16 protein-coding genes are annotated in these 18968 nt (G+C 53.2%); 6 read left to right on the top strand and 10 right to left on the bottom strand.

Features of this window, described 5'->3' with window-relative positions:
* The first annotated feature begins 66 nt into the window (after window positions 1-66).
* Complete coding sequence (gene plsB / locus OGX97_RS01030) at window positions 67-2487, top strand: glycerol-3-phosphate 1-O-acyltransferase PlsB (RefSeq protein ID WP_008786919.1); 2421 nt, start codon at window positions 67-69, stop codon at window positions 2485-2487.
* A 56-nt stretch (window positions 2488-2543) separates the two neighbouring features.
* Here plsB and ubiA read toward each other — a convergent pair whose 3' ends face one another.
* The 5 genes from ubiA to malK form a co-directional block, all read right to left on the bottom strand.
* On the bottom strand, window positions 2544-3416 hold the full coding sequence (gene ubiA, locus OGX97_RS01035) for a 4-hydroxybenzoate octaprenyltransferase (RefSeq protein WP_003826589.1): 873 nt from the start codon (window positions 3414-3416) through the stop codon (window positions 2544-2546).
* Window positions 3417-3429: 13 nt separating this feature from the next.
* On the bottom strand, window positions 3430-3927 hold the full coding sequence (ubiC, locus tag OGX97_RS01040) for a chorismate lyase (RefSeq protein WP_003826587.1): 498 nt from the start codon (window positions 3925-3927) through the stop codon (window positions 3430-3432).
* 180 nt (window positions 3928-4107) lie between these two features.
* The gene (gene malM / locus OGX97_RS01045; protein ID WP_279851012.1) at window positions 4108-5055 is read right to left on the bottom strand and encodes a maltose operon protein MalM; all 948 of its coding nucleotides are present in this window, start codon (window positions 5053-5055) and stop codon (window positions 4108-4110) included.
* Between the two features lie 113 nt (window positions 5056-5168).
* Window positions 5169-6509 carry a maltoporin gene (locus OGX97_RS01050; RefSeq protein ID WP_279851011.1) on the bottom strand — a complete coding sequence of 447 codons (1341 nt, stop codon included), beginning with the start codon at window positions 6507-6509 and terminating at the stop codon, window positions 5169-5171.
* A 77-nt stretch (window positions 6510-6586) separates the two neighbouring features.
* On the bottom strand, window positions 6587-7696 hold the full coding sequence (gene malK, locus OGX97_RS01055; RefSeq protein WP_008786916.1) for a maltose/maltodextrin ABC transporter ATP-binding protein MalK: 1110 nt from the start codon (window positions 7694-7696) through the stop codon (window positions 6587-6589).
* Between the two features lie 360 nt (window positions 7697-8056).
* On the opposite strand from malK, the gene malE reads away from it, so the two are divergent.
* From malE to xylE, 4 genes are all read left to right on the top strand, one after another.
* Entirely contained in the window at window positions 8057-9247 is a 1191-nt protein-coding gene (gene malE, locus OGX97_RS01060; protein ID WP_003031680.1) for a maltose/maltodextrin ABC transporter substrate-binding protein MalE, read from the top strand.
* A 130-nt stretch (window positions 9248-9377) separates the two neighbouring features.
* Window positions 9378-10922 carry a maltose ABC transporter permease MalF gene (gene malF / locus OGX97_RS01065; protein WP_003826577.1) on the top strand — a complete coding sequence of 515 codons (1545 nt, stop codon included), beginning with the start codon at window positions 9378-9380 and terminating at the stop codon, window positions 10920-10922.
* A gap of 14 nt (window positions 10923-10936) precedes the next feature.
* Window positions 10937-11827 (top strand): maltose ABC transporter permease MalG, encoded by an 891-nt coding sequence (malG, locus tag OGX97_RS01070; protein ID WP_003826575.1) that lies wholly within the window; start codon window positions 10937-10939, stop codon window positions 11825-11827.
* Window positions 11828-12151: 324 nt separating this feature from the next.
* Complete coding sequence (gene xylE, locus OGX97_RS01075) at window positions 12152-13627, top strand: D-xylose transporter XylE (protein WP_032942091.1); 1476 nt, start codon at window positions 12152-12154, stop codon at window positions 13625-13627.
* 45 nt (window positions 13628-13672) lie between these two features.
* Here the strand turns inward: xylE and psiE are convergent, their stop codons facing one another.
* Entirely contained in the window at window positions 13673-14083 is a 411-nt protein-coding gene (gene psiE, locus OGX97_RS01080) for a phosphate-starvation-inducible protein PsiE (protein WP_003031674.1), read from the bottom strand.
* A 138-nt stretch (window positions 14084-14221) separates the two neighbouring features.
* Between psiE and OGX97_RS01085 the strand changes: the two genes are divergently transcribed.
* Window positions 14222-14674, top strand: coding sequence for an acyltransferase (locus tag OGX97_RS01085; protein ID WP_235125838.1), 453 nt, complete (start codon window positions 14222-14224; stop codon window positions 14672-14674).
* 97 nt (window positions 14675-14771) lie between these two features.
* On the opposite strand, the gene OGX97_RS01090 is transcribed toward OGX97_RS01085, so the two are convergent.
* The 4 genes from OGX97_RS01090 to yjbE all read right to left on the bottom strand — a co-directional run bounded on the left by OGX97_RS01090 (window position 14772) and on the right by yjbE (window position 18601).
* Window positions 14772-16868: a YjbH domain-containing protein gene (locus OGX97_RS01090; protein WP_057068682.1), complete on the bottom strand. Its 2097-nt coding sequence runs from the start codon at window positions 16866-16868 to the stop codon at window positions 14772-14774.
* A complete protein-coding gene (locus tag OGX97_RS01095; protein ID WP_235125840.1) occupies window positions 16868-17605 on the bottom strand; it encodes a capsule biosynthesis GfcC family protein in 738 nt (245 codons plus the stop codon). Before OGX97_RS01095 ends, OGX97_RS01090 begins: the two co-directional genes overlap by 1 nt.
* The gene (locus OGX97_RS01100; RefSeq protein ID WP_235125842.1) at window positions 17602-18240 is read right to left on the bottom strand and encodes a YjbF family lipoprotein; all 639 of its coding nucleotides are present in this window, start codon (window positions 18238-18240) and stop codon (window positions 17602-17604) included. The genes OGX97_RS01095 and OGX97_RS01100 overlap by 4 nt, the downstream gene beginning before the upstream one ends.
* Window positions 18241-18358: 118 nt before the next feature.
* Entirely contained in the window at window positions 18359-18601 is a 243-nt protein-coding gene (gene yjbE, locus OGX97_RS01105) for an exopolysaccharide production protein YjbE (RefSeq protein WP_003826562.1), read from the bottom strand.
* Between the last annotated feature and the right edge of the window lie 367 nt (window positions 18602-18968).

Here is an 18968-nt window from a genome sequence, read left to right on the forward strand (position 1 = left end):
ATTCACTAAACTTTCTGATATCCTTGCAGCGCATTTGCATTATTAACCAGAGGCTTTACATCGTTTATGTCCGGCTGGCCACGAATTTACTACAAATTACTGAATTTACCATTAAGCGTCCTGGTAAAAAGCAAGTCTATTCCAGCAGAACCTGCTCCGGAATTGGGACTCGATACTTCGCGTCCCATTATGTACGTCCTACCGTACAATTCGAAAGCAGACTTGCTGACGCTGCGTGCCCAATGTCTGGTGCACGACCTCCCCGATCCCCTGGAACCACTAGAGATAGACGGAACGCTGTTACCGCGCTACGTGTTTATTCACGGCGGTCCGCGTGTATTCACCTATTACACGCCGAAAGAAGAGTCCATCAAGCTGTTCCACAACTATCTCGACTTGCATCGCAGCAATCCGGATCTGGATGTGCAGATGGTGCCGGTTTCGGTGATGTTTGGCCGTGCGCCAGGGCGTGAGAAAGGCGAGGTCAATCCGCCGTTACGTATGCTAAACGGCGTACAGAAATTCTTTGCGGTGTCCTGGCTGGGTCGCGACAGTTTTGTCCGCTTCTCCCCGTCAGTTTCTCTGCGTCGTATGGCGGATGAACACGGTACGGATAAGATCATCGCCCAGAAGCTGGCTCGCGTGGCGCGTATGCACTTTGCTCGCCAGCGCCTGGCCGCTGTCGGCCCGCGCCTCCCTGCCCGCCAGGATCTGTTTAATAAGCTGTTAGCTTCAAAAGCGATCGCTCGTGCGGTAGAAGATGAAGCGCGCAGTAAAAAAATCTCCCACGAAAAAGCGCAGCAAAATGCCATTGCGCTGATGGAAGAGATTGCCGCCAACTTCTCCTACGAAATGATTCGTCTGACGGACCGTATTCTGGGCTTTACCTGGAACCGTCTGTATCAGGGGATTAACGTTCACAATGCTGAACGTGTACGCCAGTTGGCGCATGATGGGCATGAAATCGTGTACGTTCCGTGCCACCGCAGCCATATGGACTATATGCTGCTGTCGTACGTTCTGTACCATCAGGGTCTGGTGCCGCCGCACATCGCAGCCGGTATCAACCTGAACTTCTGGCCCGCGGGTCCGATTTTCCGCCGTCTGGGCGCGTTCTTTATTCGTCGTACCTTCAAGGGCAACAAGCTCTATTCCACCGTATTCCGTGAATACCTGGGCGAGCTGTTCAGCCGTGGTTACTCGGTTGAGTACTTTGTCGAAGGGGGCCGTTCACGTACCGGTCGTCTGCTCGACCCGAAAACCGGCACGCTGTCGATGACTATTCAGGCGATGCTGCGCGGCGGTACACGTCCGATTACCCTCGTTCCTATTTACATCGGCTATGAGCACGTAATGGAAGTGGGCACCTACGCAAAAGAGCTGCGTGGCGCGACGAAAGAGAAAGAAAGTCTGCCGCAAATGCTGCGTGGCTTAAGCAAGCTGCGTAATCTGGGTCAGGGCTACGTCAACTTTGGTGAACCAATGCCATTGATGACTTACCTCAACCAGCATGTGCCGGAGTGGCGTGAATCTATTGACCCTATCGAGTCTATCCGCCCGGCCTGGCTGACGCCGACGGTGAATAACATTGCCGCCGATTTGATGGTGCGCATTAACAACGCAGGCGCGGCCAATGCCATGAACCTGTGCTGTACTGCTTTACTGGCCTCCCGCCAGCGCTCTCTGACCCGTGAACAGCTGACCGAACAACTCGACTGCTACCTGAGCCTGCTGCGCAATGTGCCGTATGCTGCGGATTCGACTGTGCCGGCACAGAGCGCCAGTGAACTGATCGACCACGCCTTGCAGATGAACAAGTTTGAGGTCGAGAAAGACACCATCGGTGACATCATTATTCTGCCGCGCGAGCAGGCGGTATTGATGACCTACTACCGCAATAACATTGCGCATATGCTGGTTCTGCCTTCGTTGATGGCAGCCATTGTGACTCAGCATCGTCGTATTTCACGCGCCGCGTTGCAGCAGCATATTGATGCGCTGTACCCGATGCTGAAAGCGGAGCTGTTCTTACGCTGGGAGCGTGATGAGCTTGCCGGAGTGATTGACGAACTGGCCAGCGAAATGCAGCGCCAGGGACTCATCACCCTGACCGATGACGAACTGCATATCAATCCAGCCCGCTCCCGCACGCTACAGCTGCTGGCCGCAGGTGCTCGCGAGACGTTGCAGCGCTACGCCATTACCTTCTGGCTGCTGAGCGCGAACCCGTCCATCAACCGTGGCACGCTGGAGAAAGAGAGCCGCACCGTGGCGCAACGCCTCTCAGTGCTGCACGGCATTAACGCGCCGGAATTCTTCGATAAAGCCGTGTTCAGCTCTCTGGTGCTGACGCTGCGTGACGAGGGATTCATCAGCGATACCGGAGATGCCGAACCGGAAGAGACGATGAAGATCTATCAGATGCTGGCCGAACTGGTCACGTCGGATGTGCGTCTGACCATCGAGAGCGCCACTCAGGGCGAGTAAGCATAAAAAAACCGGTCGAAATGACCGGTTTTTTTATTTTGCAGGCTACGCCAAAATCAAAAATGCCAGTAGCTCATTGCCAGACCTAAGAACAGCACCAGACCGACGTAGTTATTGTTCATAAACGCTTTAAAGCAAGCATCACGTTCACGGTTGACGATCAGTTTCTGCTGATAGACAAACAGCGCGCCCGCCACCAACAGAGACCAGTAATAGCCCAGTCCTAACCCGTTTAACCAGCCCACCAGCGCCATCAGCACCAGCACACCTACCTGCAAAATACCAATAATCAGCTTGTCGTTCTGACCGAACAGGATCGCGGTCGATTTAATGCCGATCTTCAGGTCATCATCCCGGTCAACCATGGCGTACTGCGTATCATAGGCCACCGCCCAGAGAATATTCGCAAGGAACATCAGCCAGCAGCTCAGCGGTACGGATTCACTCACGGCAGCGAACGCCATCGGGATCGACCAGCCAAACGCCGCCCCCAGCACCACCTGCGGCAGATGCGTATAGCGCTTCATAAACGGGTAAACCCACGCTAATGCTAATGCCGCAACGGACAACAAAATGGTCATCGTGTTGAGGGTCAAAACCAGCAGGAAGGCCAGCAGCACCAGTACCACAAACAGCGTTCGGGCTTCTTTCTCGGTGACAGCCCCGCTCGGCAGCGGTCGATTCGCGGTGCGTTTGACGTGCCCGTCAAATTTCCTGTCGGCATAATCATTCACCACGCATCCGGCGGCGCGCATTAACCAAACGCCAGCGACAAAAACCGCCAGGATCCACAGTTGCGGCATGCCTGGGGTCGCCACCCACAGAGCCCACAGCGTAGGCCAGAGCAGCAGTAAGGCGCCGATTGGCTTATCCGTACGCATCAAGCGGTGAAACGCCAGCAGCTTATTCTGCGTCAGACTCCACTCCATCTTTATCTTCCTCTCAGTACAACGGCGACGCAGGCAGAAAAAGCTCGGTAAGCATCAGTGGCTTACCGCTCAGCCGCAGGCGGGAACGACGCCCCCACAGCGCTGCATCGCGGCCAATCTCAATAAAATCTCGGGTCAATGTCGATGACGTAAACAGGTAGCGTCCGAGCGGGGTTTTCCCCAGGTTCTGTAAGGCCAGTTCAGGGCCGCACAAGGTTGATTCAGGCACTACAGTCCGTCCGGCAAGCCAGGGTTCACCATCCGCGCATAACAGGATTTCACGTAACCAATAACGAGACTCTTTAGGCAGCAGCGTCAGTTCTTCAGCCACCTCATTTTGCCCAACGAATTCTTCGCGAATCAACGTTACGGTGACCTTTTTCCCCTGCTGCTCAAAACGTTTGGTCATGGAATCTTCCAATAACAACCAGTCGAGCAGTTGGGCGTCCAGCGCCGGGATCGCATCAAAATAACGTAGCGCACGCAGTTGCGTTAACGCAGGGTGTGGCATGCCTTACTCTCCGATTTATAACCTGAAGGCATTGTATCGCAGAAAAGGCATTACGGGGTGAGCAAACACGATTAAGTGATCGGTAGGGCAACATAAGTGTAACAATTAGCACCGAAGGATAAAAAAAGGTGCGCCAGGAGACGCACCAGTTGTTGCAAAATCAACAATGTGGGGAGATGTTTACCCCTTGCCTTTTACACTGCTGATAAAGGTGGATCGGGCAGATTTGGATCCCAGACGTTCCGCTTCATCAAGCAGCTTCAGCGCTTTATCAACATCGCCTTTCGCCACGGCATCCTTAATCGCCTGATTAAAATAGCTTTCCGTGTCGTTCAGCATTGGCTCGCTTTTCTTCACGGGTTGTGGTGCCGGAGCAGCAACGGCTGCCGCCGGAGCCGCGTAAGCCACTGCAGGCGCGGCGGTATTACCAACCGTAACAGGGCCAGGGCCGGAAGACCCAAACAGCGGCCCGACCAGCACGCTGGAGGAGGAGCTGGTTTTAACTTTCAGTTTCAGCAGGCCATCGGTGGTATGACGCGCGATCGGGTCAGGGATATCAGGAACAGCGTTACCTACCCCCTTGGCATAGGCTTTTGCCGGGTCGAGCAGGGTCGTGGTCTGCTGGAGATCTTTATCTGTGGTAAAGACCAGAACATACAGTTTTTGCTGGCCCAGCGCTGGCGTCAGACGCATTACGCCTTCCAGACGATCGGCACTCATCACGCCGGGCTCCTGGTAGGTGAAATAGCTGCTGGGGAAGAACGCAGATGGCGTCATGTTTTGGTCAAGAATTAAGACGTTTGGCGCAAATACGCTGGTTTGTTTGTTGACTTCACTGGACAGCGTCAGGGTCAGTTCGCCAATGTTCGCCGGTACGCTATAGGCCGCTACAGGGCCAGTAATACCAGCAACATCTAAACGCTGACCTGCATTGGCAAGCTGTGTGGACTGAGTTTTAGATTGATCAACCGGCTTCCAGGTTAACTGTTGCAGCGCAGCAGTGGGGATTGTTGGGGCCGCGGTGGTGTTCTGCGGAACAATATTTACATCGGCCAGGCTGATGCCAGGCGCACTGGCAAATAACCCTGCAGATAAACAAAGGGCAACGAGACTTTTCTTCATTTTCATTGTTTTCACCTCAGATAGCATGGGTTCAGCGGTGGCCAGGCAATAGCGCGCTAAACCGTAATCAAGAGGGGCTTGCGCCCCTCTTTCGGTCTTTACGTCAGGTTAGTGCTGAATTACCACCAGATTTCCATCTGAGCACCGAAGGACCACTCATCGCTGTCGCCACGGCTGGTGGTGCTGATACCAGAGTTTGTTGCAGCTGCGTATTTAGATACGTTGTTACCATTTTTAACGTAGCCCCACTCTTCATCCCATTTTGCATAGGTTGCAAAGACGCGGATTGCCGGACGAGACCAGATGCTGTCGCCTGCCTGCCACTGTTGCGCCAGGGTGATTTTGTATTGGCTGTTGCGATCGCCAGTCTGTTGAGATTTGACGTTGTCGTAGCCGACTTCCATCAGGGTGCTCATGATCGGCGTCCATTTGTACATCGGACGAATACCCACGGTGTACCATTCGGTCCCCAGGTCGTTATCCATATCGACATTCTGATACATACCGACGTACATCAGGTCCCACTTGTCGCCCAGAGAGATAGCACCGTGGTCAAGTACGCGCACCAGGCTACCGTTGTTATTCACAACATTGTTGGCATAGTTCACGCCATCAATAGTAATGCTAGATGAGCCGTAGGAACCTTGAGACAGGCCTTTGCCCTGAGTGGTCATAGAATCTGTCGCGTACTGAACCACAAACTTGTTGTAGCCCTTCAGCATGCTCTGGGTATGTTCAGCGGTGAACATCCAACCGTCTTTAGATGCGCCGTCTGCCAGGCTGTAGTCGTCGGTGGTGTTAGCACGACCGTAGTCGACGCCCAGCTCCAACATACCATCCGGGTTAGTAGCCATCTGCGCTAAACGAACGTCAAATACATCGTTCGCGGTGTCTTTGGTACGGTCATAGATATTCTGGCTGCTGAACGCGTATGAACCGCCCGCTTCCTGAGAACGGGTTGCTGCCAGAGATAGTTTACCGAAGCCCAGATCGATGTTTTCAATACCAGCACCAGGACCTGAAATATCCCAGTAGTAGAAGTCGATCATGTGGACGTCATGACGTTGGTAGAAGCGCTTACCGGCCCAGATAGTAGAGCCTGGCAGCCATTCAATCAGGTTTTTACCCTGCACGTTGGCTTCACGGAAGGCTGGGTCAGTCCCTTCCCAGTCATTCTGCTGTGCTACGGAGTAAGCGACGTTGGTGTCGAAGTAGAAGCTCTTATCGCCCTCTTTCCACACTTCCTGACCTAATTTAATTTCCGCATAGGTTTCACATTCGTTACCAAGACGGTATTTACTTTGTGCACCTGTTGCCTGGAAACATTGTTGTTCACCGCCGCTACCTGTCCAGCCAATGCCGGAACGAGCATAACCATGGAAATCCACAGCCATTGCCTGAACAGACATAATGCCTGCTGCTACAGCAACCGCCAGAGGGAGTTTGCGCAGAGTAATCATCGTTCTATCTCCTGAGATCATTGCTTTTCTTTGAACGCTTCACCTTGACGGATTTGCGTTTTTTTTAATGGGACACCTTAAACGCCCGGCTCCTGGTGCAACCGACGACATGCAGTGCCATCCTCACGGAACAGATGGCAACGCTCTGGCGGCAGGCCGATAGCGAAAGTGGCACCCTCTTCTACCAACACCACGTCGTTCTGGCGGTAAACCAGGTTTTGACGGATGGCGGGGATCTGGATATGAATTTGTGTTTCGTGACCAAGCTGCTCGACCACCTGCACTTCACCTTCAAGGGTGACATCGGCGATATCGCTGGGCAGCAGATGTTCCGGGCGGATACCTAAAGACATGTTGGCGCCAACCTGTACCGCATGGCTGTCTACCGGGAGCCAGACTTGCTGGCGGTTTGGTAATTCAACCTGCACCTGATCAATCGCCGTTGCCGTGACTTTCACCGGCAGGAAGTTCATCTTCGGTGAACCAATGAAGCCCGCCACAAAGCGGTCAGCCGGGTAGTGATACAGTTCCAGAGGCTTACCAACCTGCGCTACGCGACCGGCATCCAGCACCACAATTTTGTCGGCCAGCGTCATCGCTTCGACCTGATCATGGGTGACGTAAATCATCGTGCGGCCAAGACGTTTATGCAGGCGGGAGATTTCAATACGCATCTGCACGCGCAGAGCGGCGTCGAGGTTCGACAGTGGTTCGTCCAGCAGGAATACGCGCGGTTCGGCGACCAGCGTACGGCCAATCGCCACACGCTGACGTTGTCCACCGGAAAGCGCTTTCGGTTTACGCTCCAGCAGGTGCGCCAGTTGCAGAACTTCCGCAACCTGATTCACCCGCTGGTTCATCACCTCTTTTTTCGCTCCGGCCAGTTTGAGGCCGAACGACATGTTCTCCGCGACGGACAAATGGGGATACAACGCGTAGGACTGAAAGACCATGCCCACACCGCGTTCGGCGGGCGGAATGTCGTTCATTCGGGTCTCTCCGATAAACAGGTCGCCACTGGTGATGGTTTCAAGTCCAGCGATCATACGCAGCAAGGTCGACTTACCGCAGCCTGACGGTCCGACAAACACCACGAATTCCCCTTCGTGAATGTCGAGATTGATATCTTTCGATACCACCACGTCACCCCAGGCTTTCGTTACATTTCGTAGCTGTACGCTCGCCATGCCCTTCTCCCTTCGTTACAACCTGTCATCGACAGCAACATTCATGATGGGCTGACTATGCGCGATCCCTTGACTGCGTGAATCCTCCACCCCCCGGCTTTTTTATGGGGGAGGAGGCGGGAGGATGAGAGAGCAGCGTCTGAGACCCGGGCCACCAGCCTCAGAGGAATTTCGTGATGCAGCCTGCAAAAATCGGTGGGTTTTTATGTGCGCCAGTACGCAATACTCACATTTATGTAACACAGATCACATAAAGAGCGGGTGGGGCGTAGGGGTAAGGAGGATGGAAAGAGGTTGTCGTATAAAGAAACTAGTAACCGTTAAGCCACCTCTGCAAAATCACCAAACAGGATGGGAACTATGAAAATCAAAACTGGCGCACGCATCCTCGCATTGTCTGCATTAACGACGATGATGTTTTCCGCCTCGGCTCTCGCCAAGATTGAAGAAGGTAAGCTGGTTATCTGGATTAACGGCGACAAAGGCTATAACGGCCTCGCTGAAGTGGGCAAAAAATTCGAGAAAGACACCGGGATCAAAGTCACTATTGAGCACCCTGACAAACTGGAAGAGAAATTCCCGCAGGTTGCCGCGACTGGCGACGGTCCGGACATCATCTTCTGGGCACATGACCGTTTTGGCGGCTACGCTCAGTCTGGCCTGCTGGCTGAAATCACGCCTGACAAAGCGTTCCAGGACAAGCTCTATCCGTTCACCTGGGATGCCGTACGCTATAACGGCAAACTGATTGCCTACCCGATCGCGGTTGAAGCGCTGTCGCTGATTTACAACAAAGACCTCGTTCCAAATCCACCGAAAACCTGGGAAGAAATTCCTGCACTGGATAAAGAGCTGAAGGCAAAAGGTAAATCCGCGCTGATGTTTAACCTGCAAGAACCGTACTTCACCTGGCCGCTGATTGCCGCCGACGGCGGTTACGCGTTCAAGTTTGAGAACGGTAAGTACGATGTGAAAGATGTTGGCGTGGATAACGCTGGCGCGAAAGCGGGTCTGACCTTCCTGGTTGATCTGATCAAGAACAAACACATGAACGCGGATACCGATTACTCCATCGCCGAAGCGGCCTTTAACAAAGGCGATACCGCGATGACCATCAACGGTCCGTGGGCGTGGTCCAACATCGATAAGAGCAAAATCAACTACGGCGTCACGCTGCTGCCAACCTTCAAAGGCAAAGCGTCTAAACCGTTTGTTGGCGTTCTGAGCGCCGGTATCAACGCCGCCAGCCCGAACAAAGAACTGGCGAAAGAGTTCCTCGAAAACTACCTGCTGACCGATCAGGGTCTGGATGAAGTGAACAAGGACAAACCGCTGGGCGCCGTTGCGCTGAAATCCTTCCAGGATCAGTTAGCGAAAGACCCACGTATCGCCGCCACCATGGATAACGCCCAGAAAGGCGAAATCATGCCGAACATCCCACAGATGTCCGCATTCTGGTATGCCGTTCGTACCGCAGTGATCAACGCAGCCAGCGGCCGTCAGACCGTCGATGCCGCACTGAAAGACGCGCAGGGTCGTATCACCAAGTAATGCAGTTGTGAACGTGCCGGATGGCGGCATAAATGCCTTATCCGGCCTACATACCCTGTAGGCCTGATAAGCGCAGCGCCATCAGGCACGCTGACCAACAGGTTTTCATTGTTGTTGAGGATTGAACCCCATGGATGTCATTAAAAAGAAACACTGGTGGCAAAGCGACACGCTGAAATGGTCAGTGATGGGTCTGCTTGGGCTGCTGGTCGGTTACCTTGTTGTTTTGATGTACGCTCAGGGGGAGTACCTGTTTGCCATCATGACGCTGATTTTAAGCTCTGCTGGCCTGTATATTTTCGCTAACCGTAAAGCCTATGCCTGGCGCTATGTTTACCCGGGCGTTGCCGGTATGGGGCTGTTTGTCCTGTTTCCACTGATTTGTACAATCGCCATTGCTTTTACCAACTACAGCAGTACCAATCAGCTGACATTTGAACGTGCTCAGGAAGTCCTGATGGATCGTTCGTACCAGGCTGGGAAAACCTACAACTTTGGCCTGTATCCGGCGGGTGATGAGTGGCAACTGGCCCTCACCGACGGTGAAACCGGCAAGAATTACCTTTCTGACGCCTTTAAATTTGGCGGCGAGCAGAAACTGCAACTGAAAGAAGCCGAGGCGCTGCCGGCAGGCGAACGTGCAACGCTGCGTATCATCACGCAGAATCGCCAGGCGCTTACCCAATTGACCGCCATCCTGCCGGATGAAAGCAAAGTTACCATGAGTTCGCTGCGCCAGTTTTCCGGCACGCAGCCACTCTATACGCTAGCTGAAGACGGTACGCTCACCAACAGCCAGAGCGGCGTAAAATACCGCGCCAACAACGATATTGGTTATTATCAGGCGATTAACGCTGACGGTAGCTGGGGTAGCGAAAAACTCAGCCCGGGCTACACCGTTGCCATCGGCTGGGATAACTTCACCCGCGTATTTACCGACGAGGGCATCCAGAAACCGTTCTTCGCCATCTTCGTCTGGACGGTGGTCTTCTCGGTACTGACCGTTATTTTGACCGTTGCCGTGGGCATGGTGCTGGCCTGTCTCGTACAGTGGGAGTCTCTCAAAGGCAAAGCGATTTACCGCGTCCTGCTGATTCTTCCGTATGCCGTACCGTCGTTTATCTCGATTCTGATTTTCAAGGGCTTATTCAACCAGAGCTTTGGTGAAATCAACATGATGCTGAGCGCGCTGTTTGGCATCAAACCGGCCTGGTTCAGCGACCCAACCACCGCGCGTTCGATGATTATTATCGTCAACACCTGGCTCGGTTATCCATACATGATGATCCTGTGCATGGGTCTGCTGAAAGCGATTCCTGACGACCTGTATGAAGCCTCGGCGATGGATGGCGCAGGTCCGTTCCAGAACTTCTTTAAGATTACGCTACCGCTGCTGATTAAGCCGCTGACGCCGCTGATGATCGCCAGCTTCGCCTTTAACTTTAACAACTTCGTGCTGATTCAGCTGTTGACCAACGGTGGTCCGGACCGTCTTGGTACCACCACACCAGCCGGTTATACCGACCTGCTCGTGAGCTACACCTACCGTATCGCCTTTGAAGGCGGCGGTGGTCAGGACTTCGGTCTGGCGGCGGCGATTGCCACGCTGATCTTCCTGCTGGTTGGTGCGCTGGCGATTGTGAACCTGAAAGCCACACGTATGAAGTTTGATTAAGGGAGATAACGACAATGGCTATGGTCCAACCGAAATCACAAAAGTTACGTTTATTCGCAACGCACTTAGGGCTGCTGATTTTTATCGCGGCGATCATGTTCCCGCTGCTGATGGTTATCGCTATCTCGCTGCGCGAAGGTAACTTTGCCACCGGCAGCCTGATCCCGGAAAACATCTCCTGGGAACACTGGAAACTGGCGCTGGGCTTTAGCGTTGAACACGCGGATGGCCGTGTGACGCCACCGCCGTTCCCGGTACTGTTATGGCTGTGGAACTCGGTGAAAGTGGCCAGCATTACCGCGATCGGTATCGTGACGCTTTCCACCACCTGTGCTTACGCCTTTGCCCGTATGCGTTTCCCGGGCAAAGCAACCCTGCTGAAAGGGATGCTGATTTTCCAGATGTTCCCGGCGGTGCTGTCTCTGGTCGCGTTGTATGCTTTGTTTGATCGCCTGGGCCAGTACATTCCGTTTATCGGCCTGAACACGCACGGCGGGGTGATCTTCGCCTACCTCGGCGGTATTGCGCTGCATGTATGGACGATTAAGGGCTATTTCGAAACTATCGACGGTTCACTGGAAGAAGCGGCCGCGCTGGATGGCGCTACGCCGTGGCAGGCATTCCGCCTGGTGCTGCTGCCGCTTTCCGTTCCGATTCTGGCGGTCGTGTTTATTCTGTCTTTCATTGCCGCTATTACCGAAGTACCGGTCGCGTCACTGCTGCTGCGTGATGTGAACAGCTATACCCTTGCGGTAGGTATGCAGCAGTACCTCAACCCACAGAACTATTTGTGGGGCGACTTTGCCGCCGCGGCTGTACTTTCAGCCATTCCGATCACTCTGGTGTTCTTGCTGGCACAGCGCTGGCTAGTCAACGGTCTGACCGCGGGTGGTGTGAAAGGTTAAGTTTTACCGAAGTACCTGCCCGGCAACGGGCAATGCCACTGCAACCCTCAACTTATGTTATCCCAACCTGTGACTGTTATTCGGCGCTCTACGGAGCGCCCTTTTTTTATGTTATTTTGCATCACTGTTACGATTATTTCCTTTCGTGCTCCCCATCACTGCAATTCTATTTTCCGTCTGAATATAGATAAATTAAACAGAATTAAGATCACAGAAAAGACAAAACGTAATTGCAATGTAAAAAATGATAATTGTCTTCCCTGCCTGTTAAATTCAACATCACGGCACTGATCAAAAGAGCTGTATCCTCTAAGGCAGGTCTGAATGAACTCTCAATATAATTCCAGTTATATTTTTTCGATTACATTAGTGGCAACGTTAGGAGGGCTATTATTCGGCTACGACACTGCGGTCATATCCGGAACGGTAGAATCCCTGAATACCGTGTTTGTCGCGCCACAACATTTAAGTGAATCCGCCGCCAACTCGCTGTTGGGCTTTTGCGTCGCCAGTGCGTTGATAGGCTGCATCATCGGCGGTGCACTGGGCGGCTATTGCAGTAACCGGTTTGGCCGCCGGGACTCGCTGAAAATCGCGGCTCTGCTGTTCTTTATTTCCGGTATTGGTTCCGCCTGGCCGGAATTAGGCTTTACGACGATTAATCCTGATAATTCCGTACCTGTTTATTTGGCCGGATACGTTCCCGAATTTGTTATTTATCGTATCATTGGTGGTATTGGCGTAGGTTTAGCCTCAATGCTCTCACCAATGTATATTGCTGAACTGGCACCCGCACATATTCGTGGAAAACTGGTGTCATTTAACCAATTCGCCATTATTTTTGGTCAATTGTTGGTGTATTGCGTTAACTATTTTATCGCCCGTTCTGGCGACGCTAACTGGTTGAATACCGATGGCTGGCGCTATATGTTTGCGTCCGAAAGTATTCCCGCCCTGCTGTTTTTACTGCTGCTGTACACCGTACCAGAAAGCCCGCGCTGGCTGATGGCGCGTGGCAGACACGAGCAGGCGGAAGGTATTCTGCGCAAAATTATGGGCAGCACCCTCGCCACCCAGGCCATGCAGGAGATCAATCAGTCTCTGGACCATGGTCGTAAAACCGGTGGTCGCCTGCTGATGTTTGGCGCAGGCGTTATCGTCATCGGCGTAATGCTGTCTATCTTCCAGCAATTCGTCGGTATTAACGTCGTACTCTACTACGCCCCAGAGGTGTTTAAAACGCTGGGAGCCAGCACCGATGTGGCACTGTTACAGACCATCATTGTTGGCGTGATCAACCTGAGCTTTACCGTGCTGGCAATCATGACGGTGGATAAATTTGGTCGCAAACCGCTGCAGATTATTGGCGCTCTGGGCATGGCCATTGGTATGTTCAGCCTCGGTACCGCGTTTTATACCCAGGCTTCCGGGCTGGTTGCACTGCTGTCGATGCTGTTTTACGTCGCCGCATTCGCCATGTCCTGGGGACCGGTTTGCTGGGTACTGCTGGCAGAAATCTTCCCCAATGCGATTCGCGGCAAAGCGCTCGCCATTGCGGTGGCCGCACAATGGCTGGCGAACTATTTCGTCTCCTGGACCTTCCCGATGATGGACAAAAATTCGTGGCTGGTTTCCCATTTCCACAACGGTTTCTCCTACTGGATTTACGGTTGTATGGGTATTCTGGCGGCGCTGTTTATGTGGAAGTTTGTACCGGAAACCAAAGGCAAAACGCTGGAAGAACTTGAAGAACTGTGGGAACCCGCCGCAGAGAAAACCCAGCCTGCCTCTGCGCAGTAACCCTGACCTGCAACACGCCGCAGCCCGATTGCGGCGTGTTGTCTGTTACTCTCGCTTCAGCCGTTTTGAATTACACAGCCACAAGGTGATCACCAGCAGCAGGATCGCCGCGGAATAGATCAGCACATCCATCGGTGCTTTATGATCGACAATGATCAACCGCACAATCGCGGTGATCCCGATATAAACAAAATAGCGCAACGGAAAGTGAAACCCCGACTGAAAGTACTTCACAATCAGCGCGATAAATTCAAAATAGAGGAAGTAAACCACCAGCCCTTCCACCAGCTCATACTTGCTGGTTTGTTCCGGCGCGAACAGCACATCCGCCAGATGCAGCGTTTCTTTCCCGAGGAATACAACCAGGATCAGGCCCAGACTCAGCAGTCCCAGATTCAACACGGTCTGTAAGATGGTGGAGATAAACTCCACTCGCGGACGAGATAGCGACGTCATAACAGCACCTCTTACTCAGTGGCGAGGTTCATGTATAACGCAAAAATGTGACAGAGATCTACATTTTTTGTTTATGTTTTGTGCAAGAAAGGTCAGCGGGGAATGATGAATGTCACGACACATTTCACAGGATGAAGTATGCAGCTAAGACAATCCGCTGTCCGCAACGTTACCTGCGGTGAGAACGTGGTGATTTATGAACCCGCAAATCTCTACAATTGCACATTGGGTGACAACGTTTTTGTCGGGCCATTTGTTGAAATCCAGGGTAATACGCAAATTGGCGCAGACAGCAAAATTCAGTCGCACACTTTCATCTGCGAATATGTCACCCTGGGCGCCCGCTGTTTTATCGGTCATAGCGTGATGTTCGCCAACGATATGTTTCGCGAAGGAAAACCCAACGCCGACCGCAACAGTTGGGGAAGAATTTCGATTGGCAACGATGTCTCAATCGGCAGTGGAGCGACCATTCTGGCGGTCACCATCTGCGATGGCGCGGTCATCGGTGCGGGGAGCGTGGTGACCAAATCGATCACCGAGAAAGGCGTGTATGCAGGAAACCCGGCAAAATTATTGCGTCGCCTGTAACTTGCCTGCTGACGGCGCAAATGCCTTATCCGGCCTGCAGTACAGGCAGTTTGTAGGCCGGATAAGCGTAGCGCCATCCGGCTGGCAAACGGCTCGATTAACGGAAGTTTTCACTTCTGTCGCTGGTCATGTCGTACAAACCAAACTTACGTCCAAGCTGCTGGCCGCCATCACGCGTTAACGGCGTCCAGCCAATCGCCGCACGGCTGCGGGTCGGGCCTGACGAGAACAGATCCAGCGGCACGGATACGTACACCCCTTTGGTAAAATCACCCTCTCCGTACTCATCCGGCGAGGCGTCGGTGATGGTCGCATAGCCGCCTACCACAACGCCACTGTCAAAGCGCTTCGCCACTTCCAGCGTTCCGCCCTTATCTCCCGCCAGATACTGACCCACGCTGGCTTTCACCAGTACATCCTGAGCGAATGACGGATTCCAGTACGCCGTCAAATGCCCGGTCTTCACGCTGTAGTCGGTGAATTTCATCATGTCCTGCGCGCTACGCCAGTCACGCTGTTTCACGTAGTTGGCATCAACACCAAACGCCCAGTTGCTGTCCAGTGGACGATACAGCACTTCTGCCCCCGCTCCGCCGTACATGGTTTCCAGATAGCCACCGTAAACCTGTCCGTAGAACCCGTTTCCGAGTGACTGGAAGTAGTTGGCCTGCAGGTTATTCACGTAGACATCGTTTTGCACATACTCGCGCACATGGGTACGCACTCGTGGCAAATGCGAATCCTGCGGCGGGTTGGTGTAGTTAAATTTGTCATAGTTATTGGCGAGGTTGGCGAACAAACTCCCAGTGGTCAGCAGGTGATCGGTAACCCACCAATCCGCCGTTCCCATCACGCCCAACTGATACATATAGAAGTTTTCCGGGCCGCCCACCGACTGGTTAAGCACCGGATCGATGTGGAAATCGAAGCGTGACTTATCGATATACCAGCCCTGCTCGGTCGTTTTCGGCACCACGGGCTCAACGCGTTTTTGCGCCAGCTGGGTTTCGTGGCCCAACGGTTCGCCTTCCAGATGACGCTTGAGGCTGGAAACCTCCGTTTCGGTCGTCACCTGCGGCAAGTTAAGACGATTTTCCGTAATACGGATCGTGCGGATCCCATCGGGAAGATCGTTCATCACGATCCGGTTGGCACGTTCGATCCCTTCGCGCGAATCACGGTATTTCACCTGTTCACCGGTCACATACAGCGTATCGCCCTGCACCTGAATTTTAGGATCGGCCAGTCCGGCGTTATATTTCAGCAGCGTTAGCTGATTCGCCACCACCGAGTGTTGCAGGATGGCATCCTGCGGCTGTGGCTGATATTTCGGGCGGGCGTTGTCGTTATAGTTTGGCCGCAGATCGTTGAAGTTAGTCCGCAGCGTGACCCCAAACATAAAGGTGTTCCCGCGCTCATAGCTGAGGTTAACGTCGGCCCAATCGGTGACGCGATAAATAGCGCCGACGTTAAACTTGCTCTTCTGATCCAGCTTGCCCGCAAAATCCTGCTGGTAATTGTTTCCCTCATACTCCAGTTTCAGACGCAACGGCTGCCAGGGCGTCTGATACTCGACGCCGCCAAACAGCGATGCCGGGCCGTGGAACATCTGGCTGCCGTCAATAGAACCGGCCTGCTTGTAGCTGTTATCGCGATAGCAGAATTTATCGCTGTATGAGCAAAACGGATTGCTGACGTTACCGCTGGTCCCGAGATATCCCCAGCCCAGGCCAAGCGAGAAATCAAACGGCCCCCAGGCTTTATTCGCCACAATATACTCCGCATCGAACAGGCCAGTTCCGCCAATATCTCGCGCGCCAACCGCCACCTGCGGCATCCAGTAGCTCTCTTCCCACAGCCGTAGTTTGAGATCAAAAGCTTTATCCTTGTAAGTCTGATCGCCAGAAAACGACTCCACGCTACTGTATTTTTTGGTACGCACATCGGTGTAGCGCAGCGTGGTTTCCAACCACGGGAAGAGCTGCACCGACGCAGAGTAGTAGCGGTACTGATCGTTATCGCGGTAATTGAGGCTCATTTCGCCCTCACGTGCCATGCGTGCGGTTGGGGTTTGCAGCAGCCCCACGCCGCCAAAATCGGACTGCGAAGGTCCAATGGGCGCGGGCCAGGTTTCACCGTGGCAGGCAACGCTTACGCCCAGCGCCAGTAAGCTGAGCAGGTAAGTTTTTCTCATTATTCGGGTATCCGCTGGGTCAGGGTGCGAAGAATGTCGGCATTAATTTCATCCGGGGTGCTGCTCCAGACAGCATCAGAGAGTCCGACATAAATGATGCTGCCGGGCATCGGCTCAACGTGACGTTTGTTCCAGTAAGCGACCGGTACTTTTTGCGTGCGCCCGTCAGGATAGATAACCCAGGCGAAGCTACGATCCGCGCCGCTGAGCCGACTTTGCCCATCGAGATAACTGGCAACATCACGCCCGGGCATAAACGGTTGTTTACCCGGATGGCTTAGCATGCCAAACAGCGTGATATGCGTTGGCTGCGCTCCGACCCACAGCGTGTAATTGCCCTGCAGCGGCGGGTTGCCTCGCTCGCTGACGCGCACAACATCCGGGTCAAGATTAATCATCTGCCTGCCGGTCACCTTCAGCGCCTGAATTTGCTGGCGTAATGTGTTGATAGCGGCAGCATCGTCACCGCTTTCTTCAGCGCCCAGCGCTGCCAGACGAGCCAGTAATGTCTGCTGTTGGCGTCCCGCCTCCATCGTTGCCCGCTCTTCGCTGATAACCGCGCCTGGCCACCAGCTATTGCTCAACCGCGGCTGTCCAACCAGGTCGAGCAGATGTTCGGCCCCGGTCAGCGTTTTTGGCTCTTCGCTGGCGGAGGTAAAGACCTTAACGCTGCCCGCAGCAAAAACAGACGCTGCGCTCAGGCTCAACAGCAGCACCATAACGGCTCGTTTGATCATGATTTTGCCGCCTTAATCAGCGTGGTTTTCACCGGGAAGTAATGCGCGCCAAGATACTGTTCCGACTGGCGAATCTGCCCTTCACTGTCTATCCAGTAGCGGTTATGCCAGCGCGTTTGATCGGTCGTTATCTCTTCATCGAGGATCCGTACCGGCGTGTCATCGCTGCCGACCTTGATGGTGTCTGCGCCATCCCATTTGAAAACCGAGCGCGCGGTGGCATAGCGTACCTGCTGATGTTCAGTCCAGCCCATTGTGCGGGTCCACGTTGCGCCATCGACTATCTGATTGGGTTTGATGAGTGGGTCTGCCGCCAGATTATTCACCTCAATTAGGTTGTCCCCGCCGAGATGCGTTTTCACAATGCGCCCATGCTGCGTGACGAGAATAGCCCGATCCTGAGTCACCCATTTTTGCTGTCCGTTTTCTGCGAACGCGAGTACCACAAACAACTGGGGACCGCCGTTGAGTTGCATGTACTGGCTGGCGTAGGGCATGTTTTGGATTTCATCGTCCGTCATCTGTACGCCGGGAGTACCAAACACGCTCTCCCATAGCGAATGACCCAACCCTTCGGTGGTGGCTGAGCACGCCTGCAGTAACAGGCAAACCATTATGAGCGCTGGTCGCTTCACGACGTTTCTCCGCATTATTGCCGGGTGGCGCAACGCTTATCCGGCCTACAAATCCCACATACTTTTGGCAATTCAAAATAACCACACCGAAGTGTGGTTAGAATTAAACGTACCTTTATTACTGGGTACTGGTGGTTGTGGTGGTTGTGGTTCCGGTATTAGAACCATCGCCGCCACCGGTCGCCGCCAGGGCGACCCCCACTGCAGAACTTACGGTGCTCACGCTGGTTGCGGAGGAACTTCCTGCCGAAACCGACGCGGCAGCCGACCCTGCTGCCTCACCCACCTGAACGGGGGCGGCATAGACAGAAGTCGCCGCAAGCGCAGATATAGCCCACAGGCCATACAGAACTTTTTTCATCACAAATTCCCTTCATTGTATGAATGGAGATTTACCCAAAAGAATTTCGGGCGAGATCGAGTATACACAAGCCAAAGTGTGCAAATTACGCCACGCGGGAATTTAGGATAATTAGATAACGAAAGGAAAAATGATTAAAAAATACAACAAAGACAAATAAATCAATAAATTAAAATATAAAAATTAAAATGCAATATCCGGTAAATCCGAAAACATCAGAAATTGAATAACATTAATAAAATTATTTTAGGATTAAGCTCAATTAAGGTATGAAGTTAGAACGTAGATATCCTGGAGCATTCTTATAAAAAAGCCGATATTAATATCGGCTTTTTATTTCATTAATGCCGGATGCGGCTAAACGCCT

This window comes from Citrobacter sp. Cpo061, from assembly GCF_030332845.1.
Classification (GTDB): Bacteria; Pseudomonadota; Gammaproteobacteria; order Enterobacterales; family Enterobacteriaceae; genus Citrobacter; species Citrobacter portucalensis.